The following is a 24608-nucleotide window of genomic DNA, read 5'->3' on the forward strand; positions in this document are numbered from 1 at the left end:
CCGCGCGCCCGGCACACATGACGCCCGCGCCTAACCGATCGGCACCGCCCGGATATGCGTCGGCGCACAGCCCGCGTACGTGGTCAGTGCCTGGGCGACGTGGCGGATCACGTCGGTCGGGGTGTGGCGGAGTTGGGCCGGGGTGAAGGCCAGGGGGTGGAGGCCGTGGGATGCCAGGTGGTTGCGGCGGTTCATGGTGCGGTGCCAGTCCGCCGGGCTGAGGTGGTACTCGCGGGAGTCGATCTCCAGGACCACGCCGGTGTCCGGCCAGTAGCCGTCGGGGGTGGCGAGGAACGTGCCGTCGGCGAGGAGCAGGGTGGCGTTCCAGAGCGGTTCCGGCAGGCCGCCGGTGCGCAGCACTTCGCGGGCCTGGGCCTCGGAGACGGAGCGGACTCCGGCGAGCAGCTCCTGTATGACGGCGCGGATCGGGGCGATGCCGCGGGCCGAGGTGCCGAGGATCTCCTCGGTGAGCGCTTCGACGGAGCAGCGGCCGCGCTGGACGGCCTCGGCGCAGGCCGCCCGGACCTGCTGGAGGTCGGCTCCGAGCCGGGTGGTGTCCACCAGCGCCCGCGGCAGCGGCGCGGTGGGGAAGCCGGCGACGTTGCGGGGTCTCGGTACGTGGCGGGAGCGCAGGACGGTGACGAAGTCCCGGCTGCCGGGGTACCGGTTGCAGGGGACGAGCACATGCGTTCCCGGCAGGGGCGGTACGTAGCGCAGCCCGAAGAGCCGTAACGCCTCGGGCCCCGTGAGCATCGCGCCGTCGCCCGCGTACAGGAGCGCCGCTCTGGTCCGTTGTCGTGCGGTCGGGGGGCCGTTGTGGAAGAGATAGGTGCGCGGAAGCAGCCGCTGCCAGGGGCCGCCGGGGCGGCAGCGGTGGGCGAGGACTCCGCTTCCCACACCGAGGGCTCGCAGTTGGCGGACGGTCGCGACGCCGTCCTGGCGGAGGTGGGCGAGGGCGTGGCCATCGCGGGGAGAGCTGCGAGCGGTGCGGGCCGTACGGGGACGGGTACGCGGAGAGACTCGGTTCGTGGTCATGTACCGATGATGACTCGTCCCTTTCCTCCCCCGATTCCGCCTGTGGATAACTTTCTGCGAACCGGCCGTCCGACCGCCGTACCAGCGGCGCAGCGCCCTCGCATCCCCGGCGCGGCTGTTCCTGGGACTCGTGGGGCGGATATCGTCCGTATGACCTAGTCGGACCCCCCGGAGGACGATCGTGCGACTGACACTGACCGTGGTGGATCCGCTCGGCGGCAACCGGGCGGATGTCGTGCTGGACGCCGACGCGGCGTCGACCGTGGCCGACATCGCGCGGGAGCTGGACCGACAGGTCGGCGGGGACGGCGCGGCGATCATCTCGATCAGCGGCGGAACGGCCCGGCAGCCGGGATCGCCCGCGTTGTACGTCGACGGGTACGCCGTGGATCCGGCGCGGACCGTGGCGGAGTCCCCGCTGCGCGAGGGCGCGGTCGTGAGCCTCTACGACCCGGCGGGCTGTCTGCCGGGCGAGCCGGCCGGCGTGGTCGAACTGCGGGTGGCGGGCGGGCCGGACGCGGGGGCGGTGCACCGGCTGGGCATCGGCCGGGTGGAGATCGGGCGCGGCACATCGGTCCGGATCCGGATCGAGGACTCGGAACTGGCGGAGCGCGCGGCCGTGCTCTCCGTCGGGATGGGCGGCACGTGCCAGGTCACGATCGACGGCGCCACCCGCGACTGGCCGCTCGGCGAGCAGATCGCGCTCGGCAACTCGCTGCTGGAACTGGGCCCCTACATCCCGCCGAACGCCGCCCTGCACCCGGGCGACGACGGCAGCACCCTCGACTACAACCGGCCGCCGCGCATGCTGCCGCCCGAGCGCACCACGCTCTTCCGGCTGCCGTCGCCCCCCGGGGACATCAACGCCCGGCCGCTGCCGTGGCTGATGGCGCTGATGCCGCTGGTCATGTCCGTGACGATGGCGTTCATGATGCACCGGATGATGTACCTGCTCATGGCGGTCGTCAGTCCGATGGTGATGATCGGCAACTACTTCATGGACAAGAAGAACGGCCGCAAGTCGCACACGAAGACCGTCACGGAGTACCGCGCCCACAAGGAGCGCATCGAGACGGACGCGCAGGAAGCCCTCCAGGCCGAGCGGCAGGACCGGGCCGCCGCGTCCCCCGACCCGGCGACGGTGCTCAACACCGCGACCGGGCCGCGCACCCGGCTCTGGGAACGCCGCCGCAGCGACACCGACCACCTGTTGCTGCGCGTCGGCACCGCGAAGCTCCCGTCGGAGGTCGTGCTGGACGACCCCGAACAGGACGAACACCGCAGGCAGGTCGCCTGGGAGATCGATGACGCACCGGTCGCGGTGGAGCTGCGCCGGCTCGGCGTGGTCGGTTTCGCCGCGCCCGGCGACAGCGTGCGGGCGATGGGCCGGTGGGCGGTGGCACAGGCCGCGGCCCTGCACAGCCCGATGGACGTGCAGTTCTATGTACTGACCGACGCGTCGGGACAGGAGAGCTGGGACTGGGTGCGCTGGCTGCCGCATTCGCGGCCGACCGACGGGCAGGACGCGAGCGCGCTGCTCGGCACGGACGCCGAAACGGTGGCGGCCCGGATCGCCGAGCTGACGTCGATACTCGACGGCCGCCAGAAGGCCAAGCAGAAGGCGGGCAGCGCCTCCAACCATGCCGCGTTCTTCAAGGACCCGGACATCGTGGTGGTCTTCGACGGCTCGCGGCGCCTGCGGTCGCTGCCGGGCGTCGTGGCGCTGCTGCGGGAGGGTCCGGCAGTCGGCATGTACGCGCTGTGCCTGGACTCGGAGGAGCGCTTCCTGCCGGGCGAATGCCAGGCGGTGGTGATCGCGGAGTTCGAGACGCCCGCCCAGAACCCGTCCCCCAACCAGGCCCCGAACCAGAACCGGATCCCGGCCCAGGGACAGGCGCCCGTCGGGCAACCGGCGGCCCAGCAGGGCGGCTTCCCGTCGCTCAACGCCTGGTACGAAGGCAGCCAGGCGTCCACGGCCACCGCCGTGGAGCCGGCCGCCGGCTCGTTCCGGCTGCGCGTGGACCAGAGCGGAGCCGCCCGGCTCCGCAAGGTCCGCCCCGACCTGGTGTCGCCCGCCTGGTGCGCGCGGCTCGCCCGCTGCCTCTCCCCCATCCGCGACATCAGCGGTGACGCGGAGGACTCGGCGATCCCCGGCTCCAGCCGCCTGCTGGACGTACTGGAGCTGGAGCCGCCGACCGGTGACGCGATCGCCGCGCGCTGGCGGCTCAGCCCCATCTCGACCCAGGCGGTGGTCGGGGAGTCCTACGACGGGCCGTTCGCGATCGACATCCGCAAGGACGGGCCGCACGGGCTCATCGCCGGCACGACCGGTTCCGGCAAGTCGGAGCTGCTGCAGACCATCGTCGCGTCGCTCGCCGTCGCGAACACCCCGGAAGCGATGACGTTCGTCCTCATCGACTACAAGGGCGGCTCGGCGTTCAAGGACTGTGTGCAACTCCCGCACACCGTCGGCATGGTGACCGACCTCGACGCGCACCTCGTGGAGCGCGCCCTGGAGTCGCTCGGCGCCGAACTCAAGCGCCGCGAGCACATCCTGGCCGAGGCCGGGGCCAAGGACATCGAGGACTACACGGACCTGATGAAGCGGCAGCCCGGCCTCAAGCCGATGCCGCGGCTCCTCATCGTCATCGACGAGTTCGCCTCGATGGTCCGTGAGCTGCCCGACTTCGTCACCGGTCTGGTCAACATCGCCCAGCGAGGCCGTTCGCTCGGCATTCACCTCATCCTCGCCACCCAGCGCCCCTCCGGCGTCGTCTCCCCCGAGATCCGCGCCAACACCAACCTCCGCATCGCGCTGCGCGTCACCGACGCCAGCGAATCGTCCGACGTCATCGACGCCCCCGACGCCGGCACCATCTCCAAGTCCACACCTGGCCGGGCCTACGTCCGGCTCGGCGCGACCTCGCTCGTGCCGTTCCAGTCCGGACGCGTCGGCGGCCGGCGCCCCGGCGCCGTGGATCCGACGGTCGCGTCCCCCTGGGTGGGCCTGGTCGAGTGGTCGCAGCTCGGCCGACCCGTACCGCGGCGCCCCGCCGGCGCCAAGGGCGAGGAGGACGAGATCACCGACCTGAAGGTGCTGGTCGAGGCGGTCTGCGAAGCCAACGAACGGCTCGGCATCCCGCCCCAGCACAGCCCGTGGCTGCCCGCGCTCCCCGACACCCTCCTCCTCGACGACCTGCCGGTACCCGTCACGACGGGCGCGCTTCCGCCCGCGCCGTACGGCATCGAGGACCTCCCGGCGCTGCAGGCCAGGCGCCCGGTCGCCGTGGACTTCAGCACCTTCGGCCATCTGCTGGTCGCCGGTGCCCCGCGCTCCGGACGCTCCCAGCTGCTGCGCACCATCGCCGGCTCGCTGGCCCGTACGCACAGCGTCCGGGACGTGCACATCTACGGCATCGACTGCGGGAACGGCGCGCTCAACGCGCTGTCCCGGCTGCCGCACTGCGGCGCGGTCGTCGGCCGTGCGCAGACCGAGCGCGCGATCCGGCTGATCGGCCGCCTCAAGGCCGAGATGACCCGCCGCCAGGAGGTGCTGGCCGCCGACGGCTACGCGGACATCGGCGAGCAGCGCGGCGGCGTCCCCGAGGAGGACCAGCTCGCGCACATCGTCGTCCTGCTCGACCGCTGGGAGGGCTGGCTGCCCTCGCTCGGTGAACTCGACCACGGGGCGCTGACCGACGACCTGTTCACGATGCTCCGCGAGGGCGCGAGCGTCGGCATCCACGTGATCATCACCGGCGACCGGACGCTGATGGCGGGCCGGATCGCCACCCTCACCGAGGACAAGATGGCGTTCCGGCTCTCGGACCGCTCCGACTTCTCCCTCATCAGCGTCAACCCCCGCAAGGTCCCGGACGAGATAGCCCCCGGCCGCGCCTACCGCGCCGAGTCCGGCATCGAGACGCAGGTCGCGCTGCTCGTCCCGGACGCGTCGGGGCAGGGCCAGGCCGCCGCGATCACCGCCATCGGGGCGGCTGTCCTGGAGCGGGACGCCGATGTGCCGCGCTCGCGGCGGCCGTTCAAGGTCGACGTGCTGCCGTCGCGGCTGTCGTTCGCCGACGCGTGGGAGATGCGCGACACCGATGCCGCCCGCTCCCCCCTGTGGGGACTGGTCGGCGTCGGCGGCGATGAGATCATGGGCTACGGCCCCGACCTGTCCGACGGCCTGCCGGCGTTCGTCATCGGCGGCCCCGGCAAGTCCGGCCGCAGCACCGTCCTGTTGTCGCTCGCCCGCAGCTACCTCAAGCAGGGCGCCCGCATCATCGTCGTCGCACCGCGGCCGTCGCCGCTGCGCGACCTCGCGGGCACCGAAGGGGTGCTGGGCGTCTTCACCGAGAGCGATCTGTCCGCCGAGGATCTGACCAAGGCGCTGGAAGCGGCGGGCGAGAGCCCGGCAGTCGTCCTCCTCGACGATGCCGAGCTGCTGCGCGACATCGACGCCAAGGACGTCCTGCGCGACATCATCGCGCGCGGCACGGACCTGCGCCGGGCGCTCGTGCTGGCCGGCAGCGAGGAGGACATCTGCTCCGGCTTCTCCGGTTGGCAGGTCGACGCGAAGAAGGCCCGCCGCGGCGCGCTGCTGTCACCGCAGCAGACGATGAGCGGCGAGCTGATCGGCGTCCGCCTCGCCCGCAGCAGCGCCGGCGGCCAGGTCACCCCCGGCCGCGCCCTCCTGCACCTGGGCGACGGCGAACCGCGCACGGTGACGGTGCCGCTCGCCTGACGGCCTCGAGGCCAGGCCGTCCCACCACAGGCGAATCACGCCTGTGGTGGGACGAGCCCATGCGCCCAGGGACAAGCCCGTCAGACGGCGGGAAGCGCGTAGAGCAGGTCCCCGTGGACCACCAGCAGGCGCTTGCCCGCGGCGGTGAGGGTCCAGACGCCGGCGCCACCCTTGTCCTCGGAGAGGCCGTCGTTGGCGCTGTTCCGGTAGATCCAGCGCGGGGCACCGCTCTTGGCGTCGAAGGCGAAAATTCCTCCCTCCTGAAAGTACGACACCCCGTAGACGGAGTCCCCGGCCCGTACGAACTGCAACGGCCCGGTCCCGTCGGTGAGTTCGCGCTGCCAAAGCACGTTCCCGCTCTTCGCGTCGACCGCCCAGACGCCCTTGAGCACCACGGCGCCATACACCACACCGTCGGCGGAGGAGAGCGGGGAGCTGAAGCCGTTCTTGTGCTGTGCGGGTACCGACCAGCGCTCGGCGCCGCTCTTCAGGTCGTAGCCGCGCATGGACTTGCCGCCGATGACGACCTTGTCACCGTGCAGGACCGGCCGATAGGCGGCGTCCTCGCCCACCTTCTTCGTCCACACCTGGTTGCCGTGCGCCACCTCGCGAACCGTCACGTTGTAGTTGTTGTCGGCGTAGACGAGATAGCTGCCGTCGGTCGTCGCCGAGACGTCCCAGTCACCGGCGCCCGGGTCACGTTCCTGCTGCCACAGCATCTTGCGGGTGCCGATGTCGACGGCGGCTACCACCGTCCGGGTCTTGCTGGTCTCGGTGGCGTTGGGATCCTGGATGGTGGCGATGAGATACACGTGCTTGTCGTCGGCGGCGATCGGCTTCGGGTCGGTGAGCCGTCCGCCCAGGTTGCTGCGCCAGACCTCCTTGCCGGTCACCGGGCTGATGCCGACGAAGTCACCGTTTGCCTCAGGGCTTCTGAAGAACAGCAGATCGTGGCCGATCACCAGTTCACGCGAAAGGTCCGCGACCTCCGGGGTGGACCACTTCAGCTCACCAGTGCTGATGTCGTGCGCGATCAGCGGGTTGCCACAGATGATCATCAGATTGCCGTACGCCATGGCCGGGACGCCGTATTGCAGGCTCAGCGATAGGGCCTGCTTGCGCCACAGCGCCTTCGGGCTCATGCCGTTCGCCGGGGTGGTGAACACCGGATCCGGCGTGGGCCCCTTGCTGTTCGTCACCAGGCCGGTCGGATCGACCACCGGGTCCTTACCGCCCTTCCCGCTGTACGCCCACACGGCCCCGCCGCCCGCGGCCGCGACCGCGATGCCGGCGCCGAGCGCGAGGAACCCACGCCGGGAGCGCGCGCCGGAAGCGGCGGCGGGTTCCAGCGCTGTCCGGTCGAGGGTGGTCGGGGTCCGGGGCGTGGGCGCCTCGCCGGGCATCGGGGGCTGCGGCACGGTGGCCGCGCCCGTCCCGTGGGCGGGGGTGTCCAGGTCGAGGATCCGCGAGGCGTGCTGGGCGATGGTCGAGGAGACCGGGCCCGGCAGCCAGTTGTGCAGTACGGAGGCGGCCCCTTCCGGAGCCAGCGCCTCGCTGATCTGCTGCGGCGTCGGCCGCTGCGCCGGGTCCTTCTGCAGACAGGCCAGCACCAACGGCCGTAGCGAAGCGGGCACTTCGGTCAGATTGGGGGTGCCGTGCACCACCTGGTAGAGCAGCGACGCCGCCGTCCCGATCCCGAACGGCTGCTGGCCGGTGGCCGCGTACGCCAGCACCACGCCCAGCGAGAAGACATCGCCCGCCGGCCCGGCCACCTCGCCGACCGCCTGCTCGGGCGGTATGAACCCGGGCGAGCCGACGACCACGCCCGTGCTGGTCATCCGGTCGCCGTCGACGGCCCGCGCGATACCGAAGTCGATCACCCGTGGCCCGTCCGCGGCCAGCAGCACGTTGGACGGCTTCAGATCCCGGTGCACGAGTCCCGCGCCGTGGATCACCACGAGCGCCTCGGCCAGCCCGGCACCCAGCGCGCGCACGGACGCCTCGGGCAGCGGGCCGTGCTGCTCGATCACCTCGTCGAGCGGCGGGCCGAGTACGTACGCGGTCGCCAGCCACGGCAGCCGGCCCTCGGTGTCGGCGTCGACGACAGGCGCCGTATAGGCCCCGGAGACCGCCCGCGCGATCTCGACCTCGTGCCGGAACCGCGCCCGGAACTGCGCGTCCTCGGCCAGTTCGGGACGGACCACCTTCACGGCGACGGTCCGGCCGCCCGGCGACCGGGCGAGATAGACCCGCCCCATGCCACCGGCGCCGAGCCGTCCCAACAGGCGGTACGCCCCTAGGTTCTGCGGGTCTTCCGGCTCCAATGGCTGCATCAACAGCCACCCCCGTCTCCTGTGTACGCATACGTATGGTCGGGTCGCCCCGACGGGGCAGCCTATTGCGCCGGGTTTCGCACCCCGGATGCGGTCCCTTCACCTGTAGGCCCGTCACCTTTGGGCCCGTGCGTAGGGTGGGGAACCATCAGCCGCACCAGTGACGTCCCAGCCGTGTGACGTCGCCCAACGGCGCATGACGAACGGGACACCGTATCCACGCAAGATCTCCATCATTTGGAAGATCAGCCGGAGCGGCCCGGACGGAACAATCGATGAGGACCTCCCGTCCGGCACGTTCTTCAGGACCACGGATGTGACCGTCCGAGAGGTCCGGACCGACCAACGCTCAACGAATGCAACGGGATGAACCATGGGTGATCTGCAGATCAACGGAACCGTGATGGGGGACCTGCGCAGAACGTTCTCCACCATCGCGCAGCGCATGGAGAACGTCAGCCGGACCATGGGCAACGCCAACGGTGAGGGTGTCGGGGCGCCCAAGCTCATCGACGACGTGCACGACTTCGCGGACGAGTGGAAGTACGGCGTCAAGCAGATCGGCGAGCACGCCGACACCGCGGTCCAGATGATCGACCAGATCGGCAAGACCTTCGACGACGCCGATCTCCAGCTCGCCAACTCCCTCAAGCCGGAAGGCACGTGCTCGTGACCCGCAGTTTCCCCCACCTCGGGTTCGATCCGACGCCCGGCGACGTCGAGCAGACCCGGGCGCTGTCCCGGCAACTGGGCGATCTGACGACCGAGTTGACGACGACCGTCAGCGAGTTGCAGCAGATCGAGTGCGGTTACTGGAAGGGCGAGGCGGCCAAGGCCTTCAGCCAGCACATATCCCATGACGTCACCCCGTTGATCAAGAAGGCGCACGACTCCTTCGGCCGCGCCGCCACCGCGATCGGCGGCTGGGCCGAGCAACTGCACGGCTTCCAGGACGAGGCAGCCGCGCTGGAGCGCGAGGCCGCGACCAAGCAGGACACCCTCGACGACGCCAAGCGGGCGCTGGGCTCCAACCCCACCGGGCTCCCGAGCGGCACCGAGACCCCGCACCCCCAGCCCGGCGCCTCCCCCAGCCCCACGGCCGCCGACGAGAACAAGAAGAAGCACAAGGACGTCACCGACGCCGACACCGCCCTGCAGGGCGTCCGGCACCGGGCCGAGGAGCTTCACAACCGCTTCACCCGGGCCGCGCAGTCCGTCAGTCACGACCTCGACAAGGCCGGCGACATGGCGCCCGACAAGCCGGGCCTCTTCCACCGCATGGTCAGCGGCGTCGAGGGCGCCTGGAACGACACGGTCAAGTGGGTCCAGGACCACGCCGACATGATCAAGCTGATCGGTGACCTGCTCGGCGACCTCAGCGGCATCCTCGGCATGCTCGCCATCATCACGGCCCCGTTCGAGCCGCTCGGCGCGATCTTCGCGGGCGCGGCGGTGGCCACCAGCGCCCTCGCCCTGGTGGCGCACCTCGTCGCCAAGGCGGCCGGCGCGGACGTCAGCTGGATGTCCATCGGGCTGGACGCGCTCGGCGCGGTCCCCGGCCTCGGGGCGTTCTCCAAGGGCGTCAAGGTCGCCGACGGCGCCGTGGCGGCCGGCCGCGCGGCCGAACTCGGCGAAGGCTTCCGCGGGGTGACGACCATCGGCCGCAACATCGTCGGTGTCGGCGACCGGGTGGCCGGCGCCGTCAGCTTCACCGTCAAGGGCAAGACGATCGGCCTGTGGGGCCTCAAGAGCGGCGGACTGATCAAGGCCGAGGGCATGATGGGCCGGCTCGGCCTGGTCGCCGAGCAGAACTACGCCAAGGGCCAGTGGCTCGGCACCCGCGGCCTGGATCTCATCAGCAAGGGCAAGTGGGCGATCAACCCGATGTCCGGCCTCGGCCGCGGTATCGACGCCGGGATCAAGATCGCACCGAAGCTATGGTCGGTCCCGCAGCACATCGGTGAGGCGCTGCACCCGGGCGACCGGTTCAACCAGGCGGCCACCGCCCACTGAGGCACCGCCCACCGGGCCGGCGCCCACGGAACCACCGCACCCTGATCCACCGCTCGCCGATCCACCCCACCCTGGTCGGCGGGCACCGAGCACTGAGGACGGCGAGACGATGGACTGGTATCCGGACGCGGGCGAGGCCTCGCTGTTCCGCACCACACTGCGCTTCGCGACCGGGATGGCCCCGCCCGTCTCCGGCTCGCGGTGGTACCGGGACACCGGCCGCCACGACATCCAGCCGGACCTGGTGGCCGCCGGCTGGCCGCCGGGACCGGAGTTCACCGCACGGACGAAGAGCGAGCAGACGACGCGGCGCGCCGGCCGCGCCGCCTGGCTGGGCATTCCGCTGCTGCTCAACCTCATCTCCAACGCGGGCGGCGCGCCGGGCTCGCCCTTCGGCGACGTCGCCCTGCGCGGCGACCCGCATGACCCCGAGAACGAGGTCGAGGACTTCCCCGTCATGTGGGCGGCGCCCGGCACCGTGGCCCGTACGCTGCCGTGGCAGCTCGACCCGTCCCGGCAGGCCAAGGGCTACCGCACCGACGCGGTGGTGACCGACCGCCGGCTGGTCGTTCTCGGCATCACGTCCGTCACAGCCCCGGCGGACGTGCTCTGGGAGGCGCCGCGCGAAAGCATCGCGCGGGCGGAACGCCGGGAGTACGCCGAGACCAAGGCCGACCTGCTGATCACCTTCGCGGACGGATCCTGGGTCCGGATGTCCGCCGGCTCGGCCGACAACGCCGCCAAGGTCGTCCAGCACCTGAACGGCACGGTCCGCACCCTGACCGACGACCAGCTGACCGGCGGCCAGCGCGAGCGCGTCGCCCGTTTCGTGGCCGAACTCCCGCCGAACGCCGAGGCCCCGGCCTTCACCGTGCTCCCGAGCGGCATCGTCCGGGTCGAGGCACGCGTCCCGGCGAAGCTCGGCAAGGGCCTGTTCGAAACCCACACGATCCTGATGGACCACGCGGGCGCGCCCGCGGCACCCCGACCCGGCGACCTGTGAGCGACACGACTCCATGACCATTTCCGATCTCACCCCCTCCATCCCGGCCACCCTCGGCGGACCGGACATACCTCCCATGTGGTTCGTCGTCCCCGACGGCTTCCACCCCCTCCCGATCGCCGCCACCCCGGAGGAACGCGCCGCGGGCGCGGCCGACTTCGTACGGGAGCTGTTCCCCAACGGCGACGACGATCTGTGGACGCCGGCGGCGCTCTTCTACGCGGGACTCGCCGAGCTGATGACCGAAGGCGGCCTGGCCTTCTCGGCGATGGGCCTGTTCGGCATCGACGACGGCGGCATCGCGCACTGCTCGTTCACCGTCTCCGCCGTCGAGTCCGACCATCCGTCGGTCGAGGTCGCCGCGTTGGGACTGCGCGAGATCATGACCCGCGACCCGCTCAACGACGCGCGCTGGCTGGACCTGCCGTGCGGTCCCGCCGTCTCCGCCGTCTCCATGCGGGAGATCACCATCGGCGGCGAGATGACCGCGACCGGCGAGGACGCCTCGCTGCTCACCGGCCAGATCCAGGTCTATGTGCCGTTCCCCACCGGTCCGTTCACCGCCGTCTTCACGCTCGACACGGCAGCTGTGGACTACTGGGGCGAGATCAGCGACATGACGGTCGCGATCCTGCGCACCGTGAGCTTCACACCGCCGGAGGAGCAGGCAGCCGAGGGCGCATAACGCCCACCACCTGCTGTCAGCTCGTTTCGGTGCGCTGTCGCGGTATCGCGGACTCCTCGAGGAAGCGCTCCACCGTCTCGTACCAGGCGGTGGGCTGTTCCCAGTGGACGAGGTGGCCGGCGTCCGGGATCTCGGCGTAGCTGCCGCGGGGCAGGACGCGGACCATCTCCTGGGCCTCGGCACGCCCCAGTTCGCCCTCCAGACCGCGGACGACGAGGGCGGGGCAGCGGACCTGGGTGAGCTCCTCCCAGTGGGCGTCCAGGATCCAGGGGGCCCGGGAGCGGAGCATGTGGCGGCGGGCGAAGACGGGCCGCCAGCCGTCACCACGCTCCTCCATGATCTCGGTGTAGAAATCGCCCCTGGTGGGGCGCGGAGGATCGGCCCAGGGGTCGTCCTCACCGAACCACCTGCGGACGTCGGCGAGGCTGGCGAAGGGCAGTGGCCAGGAGGCGAACCAGGACTCCCACTCGCGCTGGCTGGCCTCCCCGAGGGCGGTGGCGCGCATGTCGCAGACGACGACGGCCCGCACCAGGTCCGGGCGGCGGGCGGCCAGCTGCCAGGCGGTGAGACCGCCCATGGAGTGCCCGACGAGGGTGACGGGAGCGAGGCCGAGCTGCTCCACGGCCGCCTCGGCGTCGGCGAGGTACGCCTCCCGGCTGTACGGGCCCTCGGGCTTGTCGCTGCGCCCGTGGCCGCGCTGGTCCAGGGCGATGGCGCGGTAGCGGGGGGCGAGCCGGCGGGCGGTGCCGGCCCAGTGCGAGGCCCGGCCCATGAGTCCGTGCAGCAGCAGGACCCCGGGTCGGTCGTCGGAGCCGTCCTCCTTGGACTCGGCGGCATAATCCCAGGCGGCGAGCCGGACGGAGCCCGCTCCGGTCACCTCGATACGTCGGATCATGTGCCGCACCCCCTGACGAACTGATCGGGTCTTCCGGCGCCTACGTTATCGAACTTCTATTCGATAAGACGGGCCACGCGCACAACATCGCTCTTTCGAGTGACATCACTCAAGGATTGACCGCCGCAGCCGAGGGGAGATCTCCTGCGGGGCGCGACACGAAGGGGAAGCGGTCGCGCGGAGTACTCGGGAAGCTCGGGGTTCCGGGTCCTCCGAGGGGAGCACCACCAGGGGAGGGACAAGGGGAGGAGGGCCCCGGCGCCATCAGGCGCCGGGGCCCCCGCCCCCTCCCACCAGGACAAACCGCGGGTCCTACCGCTTGGCCACGAAGACGTGCGACGCGACCTCGGCACCCAGCTCGGCGGCCTCGCCGCCACTGCCCACGAGGACCCCGCCCGCGGAGGTCGTCACGCTCACCACCGCGCCCGGCTGCACACCGGCCCGCCGCAGCGTGTACATCAGCTGGGCATCGGTCTGGATCGGCTCGCCGATCCGCTTCACCACGACGCTGGCGCCGGCCGGGCCCGGCGACAGTTCCGCCAGGCTGACCATGCCCTCCTCCAGGAAGGGATCCGCCTCGGCCTTCTCGCCCAGTTCCTCGAGACCCGGGATCGGGTTCCCGTACGGCGACTCGGTCGGGTGCCGCAACAGCTCCAGCACCTTGCGCTCCACCGCCTCGCTCATGACGTGCTCCCAGCGGCAGGCCTCGGCGTGCACCTGCTCCCACTCCAGGCCGATCACGTCGACGAGCAGGCATTCGGCGATCCGGTGCTTGCGCATCACGCGCGTCGCCGTCCGCCGGCCTTCGTCGGTCAGTTCCAGGTGACGGTCACCGGCGACATGCACCAGGCCGTCACGTTCCATGCGCGCCACCGTTTGGCTGACCGTCGGGCCGCTCTGATCGAGCCGCTCGGCGATTCGGGCGCGCATGGGGACCACACCCTCCTCTTCCAGCTCCAGGATGGTGCGGAGATACATCTCCGTCGTGTCGATGAGTCCGGACATGCGCGCCCCTCAATAGCTAGTGCGTGGCCCTGCACCAATTCTGACGCATCCCACCGACAACCGGCCCCGGCGCGGGATTCTTGACAGCGACGGCAGCGTGGCCGCACGGTGATCCGCATGAGTGAGCCCCGCGACGATCTGGCCGGCGAATACTTCGATGCGGCCATCGCCCTTCTCCGGAGGGTACGGGACGAGGAGTCCGCAGGTATCACAGCGGCGGGCAAGGCCATCGCCGACGCCATCGCCAACGGCAACCGGATCTTCGCCTTCGGCGCCGGGCACTCCTCGCTCGCCGCCCAGGACGTCGTCTACCGCGCGGGCGGCCTCGCCCTGGTCAACCTGCTCGCGGTGCCCGGCGTCGTCGGTATCGACGTCATGCCCGCGACCCTGGGCAGCGCCCTGGAACGGGTCGACGGCCTCGCGGGCGCCGTGCTCGACACCAGTCCGGCCAAGCCCGGCGACGTCCTCGTCGTCATCTCGCTGTCCGGACGCAACGCCCTGCCGGTCGAAATGGCGCAGAACGCCCGCGCCCTCGGCCTGACGGTCATCGGCGTCACCTCCGTGGCCTACGCCAAGGAGACCAAGCCCCGGCACGCGTCCGGCACGTTCCTCAAGGACCACTGCGACATCGTGCTCGACTCGAAGATCGCCGTCGGCGACGCGGAGATCGTCCGTGACGACGTCCCGGCCCCCTTCGCCCCCGCCTCGACCGTGGTGACCAGCGCACTCATGCAGGCCGTCGTCGCCACCGCGGTCGCGGAGCTCGCCGCCCGCGGCATCACGCCGCCGCTGCTGCGCTCGGGGAACGTGGACGGCGGCCATGACTGGAACGGCCGCATCTTCGAGGAGTACGGCTCACGGATCTTCTTCCGCCACTGAGCGCGGATCTTCCTCCGCCACCGATCCGCCGCTGAGGCGGCAGGCCGCCGGGCCGTTCGGCCGTCCGGGGCGGCGCCGCCCCGGCACAGCTCTCGGCCCAGCTCTCGGCCCGGCCCTCAGCCCAGTTGCTGCGCCAGGTCCAGCGCCGCGGCCACCCGCACCGCCACGTCCTCCGCGTACGCCGCGTCGGAACGGTCGAAGAGACGGCGCCCCGCGCCCCGCAGGAACGTGACGGCGCCCAGAGTGCGTCCGCGGCTCCGCAGGACCGTGGAGAGGCCGTGGACCGTCCCCTCGGGCCAACGGCGGGCCGCCGCCCACTCGTCGATCCTGGCCCGCGAGGCGGGCTCGGCCGCGGCGAGGGCGCCGAAGCTGGCGCGTACGGTGCCGATCCGCTCCACGGCCTGCAGCACGGGGTGCGCCGCCCCGTACGCCACCGGGATCGTGCCGACCGGGACGGGCAGACACGGCCCCGAGGACCCCTCCGGGGTAGAGGCGGCGCGCACCAGCCGGCCGTCGTCCCCGGCGAGGTCGACCAACGCGTGGTCGGCGAACCCGGCCAGCGCGAAGTCCAGATAGGTGGTCGCGGCCTCCACCGGGTCCTCGCACTCGGACGCCGTACGCCCGGCCCGGTGCAGCTGGTTGTGCCGGAAGCGCAGCAACGATCCTTCTTGCTCCGCGAGTTTGGCCTCCGTCACGTCCAGGAACAGCCACCCGACGCCCAGCGGCACCGGTTCCTCGCCGAGCGGCGACCCGAGGCGCACGAACCCGCTGCGCCAGCAGTGCCGTTTGGCGCCCTCGTCGCCGCGCAGGCTCAGCCACAGCTCGGACGGGACCGGCGGGCTGCCCTCCGCGAGCACGTGCTGCAGCGCCGTCTCCAGCTCCTCCAGGCCCTGCTCCAGCAGATCGCCGAGCGGCCGGCCGAGCAGGGTGTCCCGGCCGGTGCGCAGCAGGCGGGCGGCGTGCGCGTTCACGACGGCGGGCCGCAGGTCCGCGTCGATCAGGACGACACCCCACGAGGCGTCGTCGAAGAGCGCCTCGCTGAGCGCGATGGAGCGTTCCAGGTCGATCTGGGCGTGCACCTCGGAGAAGGCGCAGTAGACCCCGGCGGGGCGGCCGTCCTGACCCTGCACGGCCGCGGACTGGGTGCGGACGAGCACCCGGTGGCCGTCCTTGGTCAGCAGCGCGAACTCGTGCACCTGGCGGCCGGGCGCGTCCATGGCGCCGAGCAGCCTCGTCTGCACGTCGTGCGCGTCGGCGCTACGGGCGGCCCAGCCCGAGAAGCCGCGGCGGCCGACGGCATCGTCCGCCGACCAGCCGAGGATCCGTACGGCTTCGGAATTCCAGTGGGTGATGACACCGTCGCGGTCGAAGGCGCACAGGCCCGCCTCCATACCGTCGAGCAGAGCGGCGAGTAGCTGCTCGTCGCCATCACTGAGCGGCTTCGCATCGAATGGCTGCACGTCGAATCATTCAACCCCGGTGTGACTCAGCCCACACGGCATTTCGATAAATCGGTTGTGCGTCCCGGGGCCGGTTCCTAATGTTGCGGTCACACATGAAGGGAGGTGGTTCGCAGCATGATGTGCAGTCGGACACGTGAGGTGACTGCGGGCTAGTCCCGCGCACCAAGCTCGTCGCGCAGACTCCGTGCACGGGGTCGAGGGGCGGGCCAATCCCACGCAGTCACCCGACCCGCGGGCTCGTCGGACTTGTCCGGCCGGTGCCTGGAGGAAACTCCAGGGAGCAGCCCGCGGGTCGTTTGCGTTGTCGAAAGGCCGCGTGTGCGTTGTCGAAAGGCCGCGTGGCCGCCGGGTTCTACGGCGCCAGCCGTACGACGTTCCAGGAGCCCGTTTCGCTGTTCTCCCCGTCGGCGCGCTCGTAGCGCAGTCGGTCGTGCAGCCGGTTTTCGCGCCCCTGCCAGAATTCCACGCTCCGGGCGCGCACCCGGATGCCTCCCCAGTACGTCGGCACCGGGACGTCGCTGCCCTTCGGGTAGCGCGCCTCCAGCTCCGCGTAGCGCCGTTCCAGCTCCTCCCGGGACTCCACGACCGAGGACTGCGCACTGGCCCACGCGCCCAGCCGCGAACCGTGCGGGCGGCTGCGGAAGTACCGGGCGGTCTCGTCCGTCGAGACGCGTTCGACGGTGCCGGAGACGATGACCTGGCGGGCGATCGGATGCCAGGGGAAGAGCAGCGAGATCTGCGGGTTCTCCACCAGATCGCGGCCCTTGCGGGAGCCGTAGTTCGTGTAGAAGACGAAGCCGCGCGGGTCGAAGCCCTTGAGGAGCACGGTCCGTGAGCTGGGGCGGCCCTCGGCGTCGGCGGTCGAGACGATCATCGCGTTCGGCTCGGTGAGGCCGGCGGTCACGGTGTCCGCGAACCAGCGGGTGAACTGCGAGTACGGGTCCGCGGCCAGCTCGGCCTCGGTGAGACCCTGGGCGCGGTACTGCTCGCGCATGACGGCGGGATCGACATGATGCTGCACCCGGACATCTTGCATCCCCTGGGACCCGTACGTCCCGGCGGTGCGCCACGCGGGCCGTCCTGCCGGGGACCCTGTGGGGTCGGCGCGGTGGTCGGTAGGGGGTTTCCGGGCCGGAAAAGGGCCGGAAACCGGCCGGCCGGGCCGAAGAGTGTGCCGCACCTCACGCTTCCCGTCATGTGCCAGAACCGACAGAATTGCGGGTCGGGCAGCTGTGGCCTCTTGACATCAAGAGATACCGTTTCTGACTCCGGCCTCGGGTCTCCGATGGAGCAGGGTGACCATCACCCGAGCGGGGCATTACCGGAACGGCCGTCCAAGCAGTCGGCCGGCCAAGCACCTGTCGACCACATCACGAGGAGCCGCCTGATGTCCGACTTCGTACCCGGACTCGAAGGAGTAGTCGCGTTCGAGACGGAGATCGCCGAACCTGACAAGGAAGGCGGCTCTCTCCGTTACCGAGGCGTCGACATCGAAGATCTCGTCAGCCATGTCTCATTCGGAAACGTGTGGGGCCTGCTGGTCGACGGCAAGTTCAATCCGGGCCTGCCGCCTGCCGAGCCGTTCCCGATCCCGGTGCACTCCGGCGACATCCGTGTCGACGTCCAGTCGGCGCTCGCCATGCTCGCCCCCGTGTGGGGTCTGAAACCGCTGCTGGACATCGACGTCGACGAGGCCCGTGACGACCTCGCGCGCGCCGCCGTCATGGCGCTCTCCTACGTCGCCCAGTCGGCGCGCGGCCAGGGCCTCGCCATGGTGCCGCAGAAGGAGATCGACAAGGCGCAGACGATCGTCGAGCGCTTCATGATCCGCTGGCGCGGTGAGCCCGACCCGAAGCACGTGGCCGCCGTCGACGCGTACTGGACGTCCGCCGCGGAGCACGGCATGAACGCCTCCACGTTCACCGCCCGCGTCATCGCCTCCACGGGTGCCGACGTGGCCGCGGCCCTGTCCGGCGCCGTCGGCGCCATGTCGGGCCCGCTGCACGGCGGCGCCCCCTCCCGCGTCCTCGGCATGATCGAGGAGATCGAGCGGACCGGTGACGCGAGCGCCTACGTCAAGCGCGCCCTGGACAAGGGCGAGCGCCTGATGGGCTTCGGCCACCGCGTGTACCGCGCCGAGGACCCGCGTGCGCGCGTGCTGCGGCGTACGGCGAAGGAGCTGGGCGCCCCCCGCTTCGAGGTCGCGGAGGCGCTGGAGAAGGCGGCGCTCGCGGAGCTGCACGCGCGGCGCCCCGACCGGGTGCTCGCCACCAACGTGGAGTTCTGGGCGGCGATCGTCCTGGACTTCGCCGAGGTTCCGGCGCACATGTTCACGTCGATGTTCACCTGTGCCCGGACGGCGGGCTGGTCGGCCCACATCCTGGAGCAGAAGCGCACCGGCCGGCTCGTCCGCCCCTCCGCCCGCTACATGGGCCCCGGCCCGCGCGACCCGCGCGAGGTCGACGGCTTCGCGGGCATCGGGCACTGAGTCCACGTCAGGTGCTGCTGAATCGTTGATGCTGTGGCCTGCTCCCACCCTCGTACGGGGTGGGAGCAGGCCACAGTCGTCGGCGGGCCCTGCCGTCCTGACGCCCTGGATTCAGGCGTCCGGCCCCCCTGCCCTTGGTTCAGGCGTCCGGCAGCGCCTCCGCCAGGAGTTCGGCCAGGTGCCGGCCCGGGGTGTCGGCCAGCTCCGCGAGCTGCGTGCGGCAGGAGAACCCGTCCGCCAGAACGGCGGCCCCCGCGGGTGCCTCCCGGACCGCCGGGAGCAGTTGCTCCTCGGCGCAGGCCACCGACACGTCGTAGTGGCCCTGCTCGAAACCGAAGTTGCCGGCCAGACCGCAGCAGCCGCCGGAGGGCGTGCCGGTGAGGCCGGCGCGCTCGCGCAGCCGCCGTTCTGCGGCGTCGCCGAGCACGGCGTGCTGGTGGCAGTGCGTCTGTCCGACGACCGCACGGTCGAGGCGGGGCGGTACCCAGTCGGGGGCCAGCTCCTCCAGCACCTGCGCGAAGGTCCGGACGGAGGCGGCCAGCCGGGCCGCGCGGGGATCGCCGGAGCCGAGCAGTTCCGGCAGGTCGGCGCGGAGCGCCGCCCCACAGCTGGGTTCGAGGACGACGATCGGCAGCCCGGCGTCCAGCGCGGGTGCGAGGGCGTCGACCGTGCGGCGCATGACCGTACGGGCCCGGTCCAGCTGCCCGGTGGACACCCACGTCAGACCGCAGCAGACGGCCTTCGGCGGCAGGACGACCCGCAGGCCGGCTGCCTCCAGCACCTTCACCGCGGCCTGTCCGACCTGCGGCGACAGATAGTTCGTGAAGGTGTCGGGCCACAGCACGACGGTCGTGCCGGGCGCGGTCGTGCCGGGCGCGGTCGTTCCAGCGACGTCCGTCGCGGTCTTGCCCGCCCCGGCCGGGCGGCCGGCCTGCCGGCGGAGGGCGCGGTGGTTCCACCAAGTGCGGAAGGGCTCGTGGGCCAGCGCGGGGATGTGGCGTTGCGGCGCGATGCCGCCGGCGCGCTTGGCCACCCCCGCCAGCGGCCCCCGGGCCAGGGCGTTCAGGACGCGCGCATACGGTGCGGCGGCTCGCAGCCAGACCGGGAGCCATCCCATCGAGTAGTGCGAGCGGGGGCGCAGCCGTCCTGCGTAGTGGTGGTGCAGGAACTCGGCCTTGTACGTCGCCATGTCCACCTCGACCGGGCAGTCGCTGCGGCAGCCCTTGCAGGAAAGGCACAGGTCGAGCGCGTCGCGGACCTCCTCCGACCGCCAGCCGTCCTCGATGATCTCGCCGGCGAGCATCTCGTGCAGCAGCCGGGCGCGGCCGCGCGTGGAGTGCCGCTCCTCCCCCGTCACCCGGTACGACGGGCACATCACGCTGTCCCCGCCGGACGAGGTGGTCGCGGACGTACGGCATTTGCCGACGCCGACGCAGCGCCGGACGGCCGCCGTGAAATCGCCGCCGTCACCCGGATAGGTGAACTCGACATCGACGGGATGCGACGCACGGGACGGCAGCACGCCGAAGCGGAGGTTGCTATCCATAGGAGCGGGGCGGACGAGCATCCCGGGATTCATTCCGCCCGCCGGGTCCCAGAGATCCTTGAAAACTCCAAAGAGAGCCACGAGTTCGGGGCCGTACATCTTCGGCAGGAGTTCCGCCCGCGCCTGGCCGTCGCCATGCTCGCCCGACAGCGAGCCACCGTGGGCGACGACCAGGTCGGCGGTCGCCTCGGAGAAGCGCCGGAAGCGGGCGATGCCCGCCGGCGTCAGCAGGTCGAAGTCGATACGGACATGCACGCAGCCGTCGCCGAAGTGTCCGTACGGGGAGCCGCGCAAGCCGTGCTCGCCCAGCAGCGTCCTGAACTCCCGCAGATACGCGCCGAGCCGGTCCGGTGGCACCGCGCAGTCCTCCCAGCCGGGCCATGCCTCGGTGCCGTCGGGCATCCGGGTCGCGGTCCCCGAGGCGTCCTCGCGGATCCGCCACAGGGCGCGCTGGTCGGCCGGCTCCGAGACGACGGTGTGGTCCCTGGCGCCGTCGGCGGCGGCGTGGCGGCACAGCTCCGAGGCGCGGGCCCGCGCCTCGGCCGCGGTGCCGCCGCCCATCTCCACGAACAGCCAGGCGGCGCCGCGCGGCAGCGACTCCCGGGCGGCGGCGCCCACCAGGTCGGCCGCCATGCCCTCGACGGTCAGCGGGTGGTGGGGCAGCAGCAGGTGCGCGGCTTCGGCGGCGGCGCTCTCGTCCTCGTACCCGAGCACGGCCAGCGCGCGGGCGGCCGGCGGCTCCACCAGCCGTACGGTGGCGCGGGTCAGCACGCCCAGGGTGCCCTCGCTGCCGGTGAAGGCACGCGCCAGATCCCGGCCGTGCTCGGGGAGCAGCCGGTCCAGGGCGTAGCCGGAGATCCGGCGCGGCAGGTCGGGGAAGCCGGTGCGGAGCACGGACAGCCGCTCGTCGGCGAAGGCGGCGGTCCGGTCGTGCAGCGGCCCCGGCAGGCCGCGGCCGAGGGTGGCCCGCTCCCCGCCGTAGGTCAGCACCTCCAGCTCGTGCACGTTGTCGGCGGTCGTCCCCCAGGCGACCGAATGCGAGCCGCACGCGTTGTTGCCGATCATGCCGCCGAGGGTGCAGCGGCTGTGGGTGGACGGATCCGGGCCGAAGGTCAGCCCGTGGCCGGCGGCCGCCGCCCGCAGATCGTCGAGGACCACACCCGGCTGCACGACCGCGGTGCGCGCCTCGGGGTCGATGTGCTCGATCGCCCGCATGTGGCGGGTGAAGTCCAGCACCACTCCGACCCCCGTCGCCTGCCCGGCGATCGAGGTGCCCCCGCCGCGCGGCACCACCGGCACGCCGTACTCGCGGCACACCGCCAGCGCCGCCGCCACGTCGTCCGCGTCGCGGGGCGCCACCACGCCCAGCGGGACCCTCCGGTAGTTCGACGCGTCCATCGTCACCAGCGCCCGCGCCCCCGCGTCGAACGCGACCGTGCCGCGTACCGCCGCCCGCATCGCCTGCTCAAGATCCATACGCCAACCTTGTCTCACCGGGTGGACCAGTAGCGGGACCGGGTTCAGGACGGATTACGCTTCGCCCGTGGCTGATATCCAGATTCCCGCTGACATCAAGCCCGCCGACGGCCGTTTCGGCGCGGGCCCCTCCAAGGTACGGACGGAGGCGGTCGAAGCGCTGGCCGCGACCGGCACGTCCCTGCTCGGCACCTCTCACCGGCAGGCTCCGGTGAAGAACCTGGTGGGCCAGGTCCGTGAAGGTGTCCGGCAGCTGTTCTCCCTGCCCGAGGGCTATGAGGTAGTGCTCGGCAACGGCGGGTCCACCGCGTTCTGGGACATCGCCACCCATGGTCTGATCCGGCAGAAGTCCCAGCATTTGTCGTTCGGCGAGTTCTCCTCCAAGTTCGCGACCGCGGCCAAGCTCGCGCCGTGGCTGGACGACCCGTCGGTCGTCAAGTCCGACCCGGGTACCCACCCGGTGCCGGTCGCCGAGGCCGGTGTGGACGTGTACGCGTTCACGCACAACGAGACCTCGACGGGTGTCGCCGCACCCATCAAGCGCGTACAGGGCGCCGACGCCGGTTCACTCGTCCTGGTGGACGCCACCTCCGGTGCGGGCGGCCTGCCGGTCGACATCACCGAGACGGACGTCTACTACTTCGCCCCGCAGAAGTCCTTCGCGGCGGACGGCGGCCTGTGGCTGGCCGCGTTCTCCCCGGCCGCGCTGGAACGCGCCGCCGAGATCGCCGCGTCCGGCCGGCACATCCCCGCGTTCTTCGACCTGCCGACCGCGATCGACAACTCGACGAAGAACCAGACGTACAACACCCCGGCGCTGTCCACGCTCTTCCTGCTCGCCAACCAGCTCGACTGGATCAACGGCCAGGGCGGCCTGGACTGGGCGGTCGCCCGCACCGCGGACTCCTCGTCGCGGCTGTACGGCTGGGCCGAGAAGTCGTCGTACGCGACGCCGTTCGTGGCCGACCCGGAGCAGCGCTCGCAGGTCATCGGCACCATCGACTTCGACGACGCGATCGACGCCACCCAGATCTCGAAGGCGCTGCGCGCCAACGGCATCGTGGACACCGAGCCGTACCGCAAGCTGGGCCGCAACCAGCTGCGGGTCGCGATGTTCCCGGCGGTCGACCCGGCCGACGTCGAGGCGCTGACGGTCTGCATCGACTACGTCATCGACAAGCTGTAACCGCACCCGCGACGCACGACTGACGAGGGGTCCGGCCGGTGACGGCCGGGCCCCTCGTCAGTCGGGACGGCGGCGAAGGATCCGGCGCAGGCCGGTGGCCGCGACGAAGATCGCGGCGAGCACCGCGAAACCGACGACGGTCACACTGTGGCCGGACGAGCCGTCCTTGGCGGCGTCCGCGGCCGGTCCCTTGCCGCCCGGCCGGCCCGTGCCGGCGGATCCGGTGGCGTCCGGGGCCACGGAGTCCGGCAGGTCCTCGCCGTTGAGCGGCGCCCGCCAGACCTCGCTGTTCTTCCCCTCGCTGCCGTACATCAGCGCTCGGCCGTCCGGGGTGAAGGCCACCGACTCGCCCTGCCGCTGCATCGGCACATCGAGGCTGCCGATCTTCGTCGGGGCGTCGCCGGACCACCGCCAGGCGGTCGCCCAGAAGTAGCCGCGCAGCACCAGCCGGGTGCCGTCGGGCGAGAACGAACCGTCGGTCACCCAGGGCACCTCGGCGATCTTCCGGAAGACGTTCACCCCCTTCGGGCTGAGCTTCTTCGGGCCCGCGTACAGGGCGCCGCCGTCCTCGTTCTTGCTGGCGATGTAGACCCGGCCGGTCTTGGGGTGCACCATCAGCGCCTCCGCGTTCCGCGGGCCGCCCTCGTACTGGACCGTGTAGCGGATGACGTCCACCGTCGTGTTCCCCAGCTGCTTGGGCTCGGCGAACCGGTAGATCCACACATGCGGCCAGGTCCCGCCGAGGTTGTCGCCGATGTCGCCGACGTAGATGTCGCCGTCCGGGCCGATGGAGATCGCCTCCACGTCACGGGGGTCGATGCCGCGCATCGTGACCCTGGCGACGGTCCTGCCGGTCGCGGAGTCCACCGCGTAGACGTACGGGCCGTCGTCGCTGTCGTTGTGGGTCCAGTACACGCCCTTGTGGAGGTGGCTGGCGGCCAGTCCGCTGGACTCGGTGATCCGGGGGTCGCTGATGGTGAACGCGACGGCGGGCCCGCCGTCGGCGACGGCCCCCGGCACCGGTCCGAGAACGGCGAACGCCGCGGCGGCGACTGAGGCGGCGAGGGCGATGCGGGAGCGCGGCATGCCCCCAGCCTGCCATCCCGTCATGTGTCGGGCTTCACGCCGCCGGGCATCGCGGCCGGGGCCGGGTATCCGCGATGATCTCAGCGTGCGTTATATGTTCGTCGGCGATTCCATGACCATCGGCAGCGCGGGCGACTTCACCTGGCGTTACCGCATGTGGCAGCACCTGTGCTCGCTCGGCGAGCCGTTCACGGTGGTCGGCCCGCGCACCGCGCTGCACGACAAGGAGCGCGGCGAGCCCGTCTCGCACGCGTACGCCGACCCGGCCTTCCCGGCGGACGCCCGGCGGCATCTGGCCGGCTGGGGTGAGGGCTGGCTGCACATGGCGCCGCTGATCGGGGACGCGGTGCGCGCGCACCGTCCCGATCTCCTGCTGATCTCGCTCGGTCTGATCGATCTCGGCTTCTACACGACCGCCGAGCAGACCGCGGAGAACCTGCGGAGCTTCGTCGGCGAGGCACGGTCCGCCAATCCGCGGATCCGCATGGTGCTGCTGCCGGTGATACCCAACATCCGGGCCGACCACGATCTCCCCTTCGCCGAGCAGTGCCGGGACCTCAACGTCCGGATGGCCAAGGCCGTCGCCGATCTGGACACCGGCGCCTCTCCCCTGCTGCTCGCGTCCCGGCCGGACGGCTACGAGCTGTTCACCGACACCTACGACGGCACGCACCCCGGTCCCTCCGGCGAACACCGCCTCGCGGCCGCGTTCGCCGACGCGATGCACCAGGCCTGGGGGGTCGGCGGACCGTATGCGGGCCGATAGGCGCG

At 71.7% G+C, this 24608-nt stretch carries 17 protein-coding genes; 9 read left to right on the top strand and 8 right to left on the bottom strand.

All coding sequences use genetic code 11. The annotated features are described in order from the left end of the window. Window positions 1-30: 30 nt before the first annotated feature. Entirely contained in the window at window positions 31-1035 is a 1005-nt protein-coding gene (locus tag C8250_RS20240) for a hypothetical protein (protein WP_138353519.1), read from the bottom strand. 181 nt (window positions 1036-1216) lie between these two features. On the opposite strand from C8250_RS20240, the gene C8250_RS20245 reads away from it, so the two are divergent. Continuing rightward, a complete protein-coding gene (locus C8250_RS20245; protein ID WP_138353518.1) occupies window positions 1217-5779 on the top strand; it encodes an FtsK/SpoIIIE domain-containing protein in 4563 nt (1520 codons plus the stop codon). Between the two features lie 80 nt (window positions 5780-5859). Here the strand turns inward: C8250_RS20245 and C8250_RS20250 are convergent, their stop codons facing one another. Then, window positions 5860-8112 (bottom strand): serine/threonine-protein kinase, encoded by a 2253-nt coding sequence (locus tag C8250_RS20250; RefSeq protein ID WP_138353517.1) that lies wholly within the window; start codon window positions 8110-8112, stop codon window positions 5860-5862. Window positions 8113-8485: 373 nt separating this feature from the next. On the opposite strand from C8250_RS20250, the gene C8250_RS20255 reads away from it, so the two are divergent. From C8250_RS20255 to C8250_RS20270, 4 genes are all read left to right on the top strand, one after another. After that, on the top strand, window positions 8486-8785 hold the full coding sequence (locus tag C8250_RS20255; RefSeq protein WP_187144916.1) for a hypothetical protein: 300 nt from the start codon (window positions 8486-8488) through the stop codon (window positions 8783-8785). Next, window positions 8782-10125 (top strand): putative T7SS-secreted protein, encoded by a 1344-nt coding sequence (locus C8250_RS20260; protein ID WP_138353516.1) that lies wholly within the window; start codon window positions 8782-8784, stop codon window positions 10123-10125. The genes C8250_RS20255 and C8250_RS20260 overlap by 4 nt, the downstream gene beginning before the upstream one ends. Window positions 10126-10234: 109 nt before the next feature. Beyond that, a complete protein-coding gene (locus tag C8250_RS20265) occupies window positions 10235-11128 on the top strand; it encodes a hypothetical protein (RefSeq protein ID WP_138353515.1) in 894 nt (297 codons plus the stop codon). A 13-nt stretch (window positions 11129-11141) separates the two neighbouring features. Then, on the top strand, window positions 11142-11813 hold the full coding sequence (locus C8250_RS20270; protein WP_138353514.1) for a hypothetical protein: 672 nt from the start codon (window positions 11142-11144) through the stop codon (window positions 11811-11813). 16 nt (window positions 11814-11829) lie between these two features. On the opposite strand, the gene C8250_RS20275 is transcribed toward C8250_RS20270, so the two are convergent. Together C8250_RS20275 and C8250_RS20280 are read right to left on the bottom strand one after the other, a co-directional pair. Continuing rightward, a complete protein-coding gene (locus C8250_RS20275) occupies window positions 11830-12708 on the bottom strand; it encodes an alpha/beta hydrolase (RefSeq protein WP_138353513.1) in 879 nt (292 codons plus the stop codon). A gap of 312 nt (window positions 12709-13020) precedes the next feature. Then, complete coding sequence (locus C8250_RS20280; protein WP_138353512.1) at window positions 13021-13713, bottom strand: metal-dependent transcriptional regulator; 693 nt, start codon at window positions 13711-13713, stop codon at window positions 13021-13023. Window positions 13714-13830: 117 nt separating this feature from the next. On the opposite strand from C8250_RS20280, the gene C8250_RS20285 reads away from it, so the two are divergent. After that, window positions 13831-14592 (top strand): SIS domain-containing protein, encoded by a 762-nt coding sequence (locus C8250_RS20285; protein WP_138353511.1) that lies wholly within the window; start codon window positions 13831-13833, stop codon window positions 14590-14592. 116 nt (window positions 14593-14708) lie between these two features. On the opposite strand, the gene C8250_RS20290 is transcribed toward C8250_RS20285, so the two are convergent. Next, the gene (locus C8250_RS20290) at window positions 14709-16052 is read right to left on the bottom strand and encodes a PAS domain-containing protein (RefSeq protein ID WP_274599400.1); all 1344 of its coding nucleotides are present in this window, start codon (window positions 16050-16052) and stop codon (window positions 14709-14711) included. 355 nt (window positions 16053-16407) lie between these two features. Then, window positions 16408-17049 carry a pyridoxamine 5'-phosphate oxidase gene (gene pdxH / locus C8250_RS20295; RefSeq protein WP_187145300.1) on the bottom strand — a complete coding sequence of 214 codons (642 nt, stop codon included), beginning with the start codon at window positions 17047-17049 and terminating at the stop codon, window positions 16408-16410. A gap of 393 nt (window positions 17050-17442) precedes the next feature. Between pdxH and C8250_RS20300 the strand changes: the two genes are divergently transcribed. Next, window positions 17443-18543 (top strand): citrate synthase 2, encoded by a 1101-nt coding sequence (locus tag C8250_RS20300; protein ID WP_138353509.1) that lies wholly within the window; start codon window positions 17443-17445, stop codon window positions 18541-18543. A gap of 139 nt (window positions 18544-18682) precedes the next feature. On the opposite strand, the gene C8250_RS20305 is transcribed toward C8250_RS20300, so the two are convergent. Beyond that, on the bottom strand, window positions 18683-21565 hold the full coding sequence (locus C8250_RS20305) for an FAD-binding and (Fe-S)-binding domain-containing protein (protein WP_138353508.1): 2883 nt from the start codon (window positions 21563-21565) through the stop codon (window positions 18683-18685). 67 nt (window positions 21566-21632) lie between these two features. Between C8250_RS20305 and serC the strand changes: the two genes are divergently transcribed. Next, entirely contained in the window at window positions 21633-22751 is a 1119-nt protein-coding gene (gene serC, locus C8250_RS20310) for a phosphoserine transaminase (protein WP_138353507.1), read from the top strand. 57 nt (window positions 22752-22808) lie between these two features. Here the strand turns inward: serC and C8250_RS20315 are convergent, their stop codons facing one another. After that, a complete protein-coding gene (locus C8250_RS20315; RefSeq protein ID WP_138353506.1) occupies window positions 22809-23837 on the bottom strand; it encodes a hypothetical protein in 1029 nt (342 codons plus the stop codon). 94 nt (window positions 23838-23931) lie between these two features. On the opposite strand from C8250_RS20315, the gene C8250_RS20320 reads away from it, so the two are divergent. After that, complete coding sequence (locus tag C8250_RS20320; RefSeq protein WP_232485338.1) at window positions 23932-24603, top strand: GDSL-type esterase/lipase family protein; 672 nt, start codon at window positions 23932-23934, stop codon at window positions 24601-24603. The last annotated feature ends 5 nt before the right edge of the window (window positions 24604-24608 follow it).

Origin of the sequence: Streptomyces sp. So13.3 (assembly GCF_005860785.2) — a bacterium.
In the GTDB taxonomy this organism is placed as follows: Bacteria; Actinomycetota; Actinomycetes; order Streptomycetales; family Streptomycetaceae; genus Actinacidiphila; species Actinacidiphila fildesensis.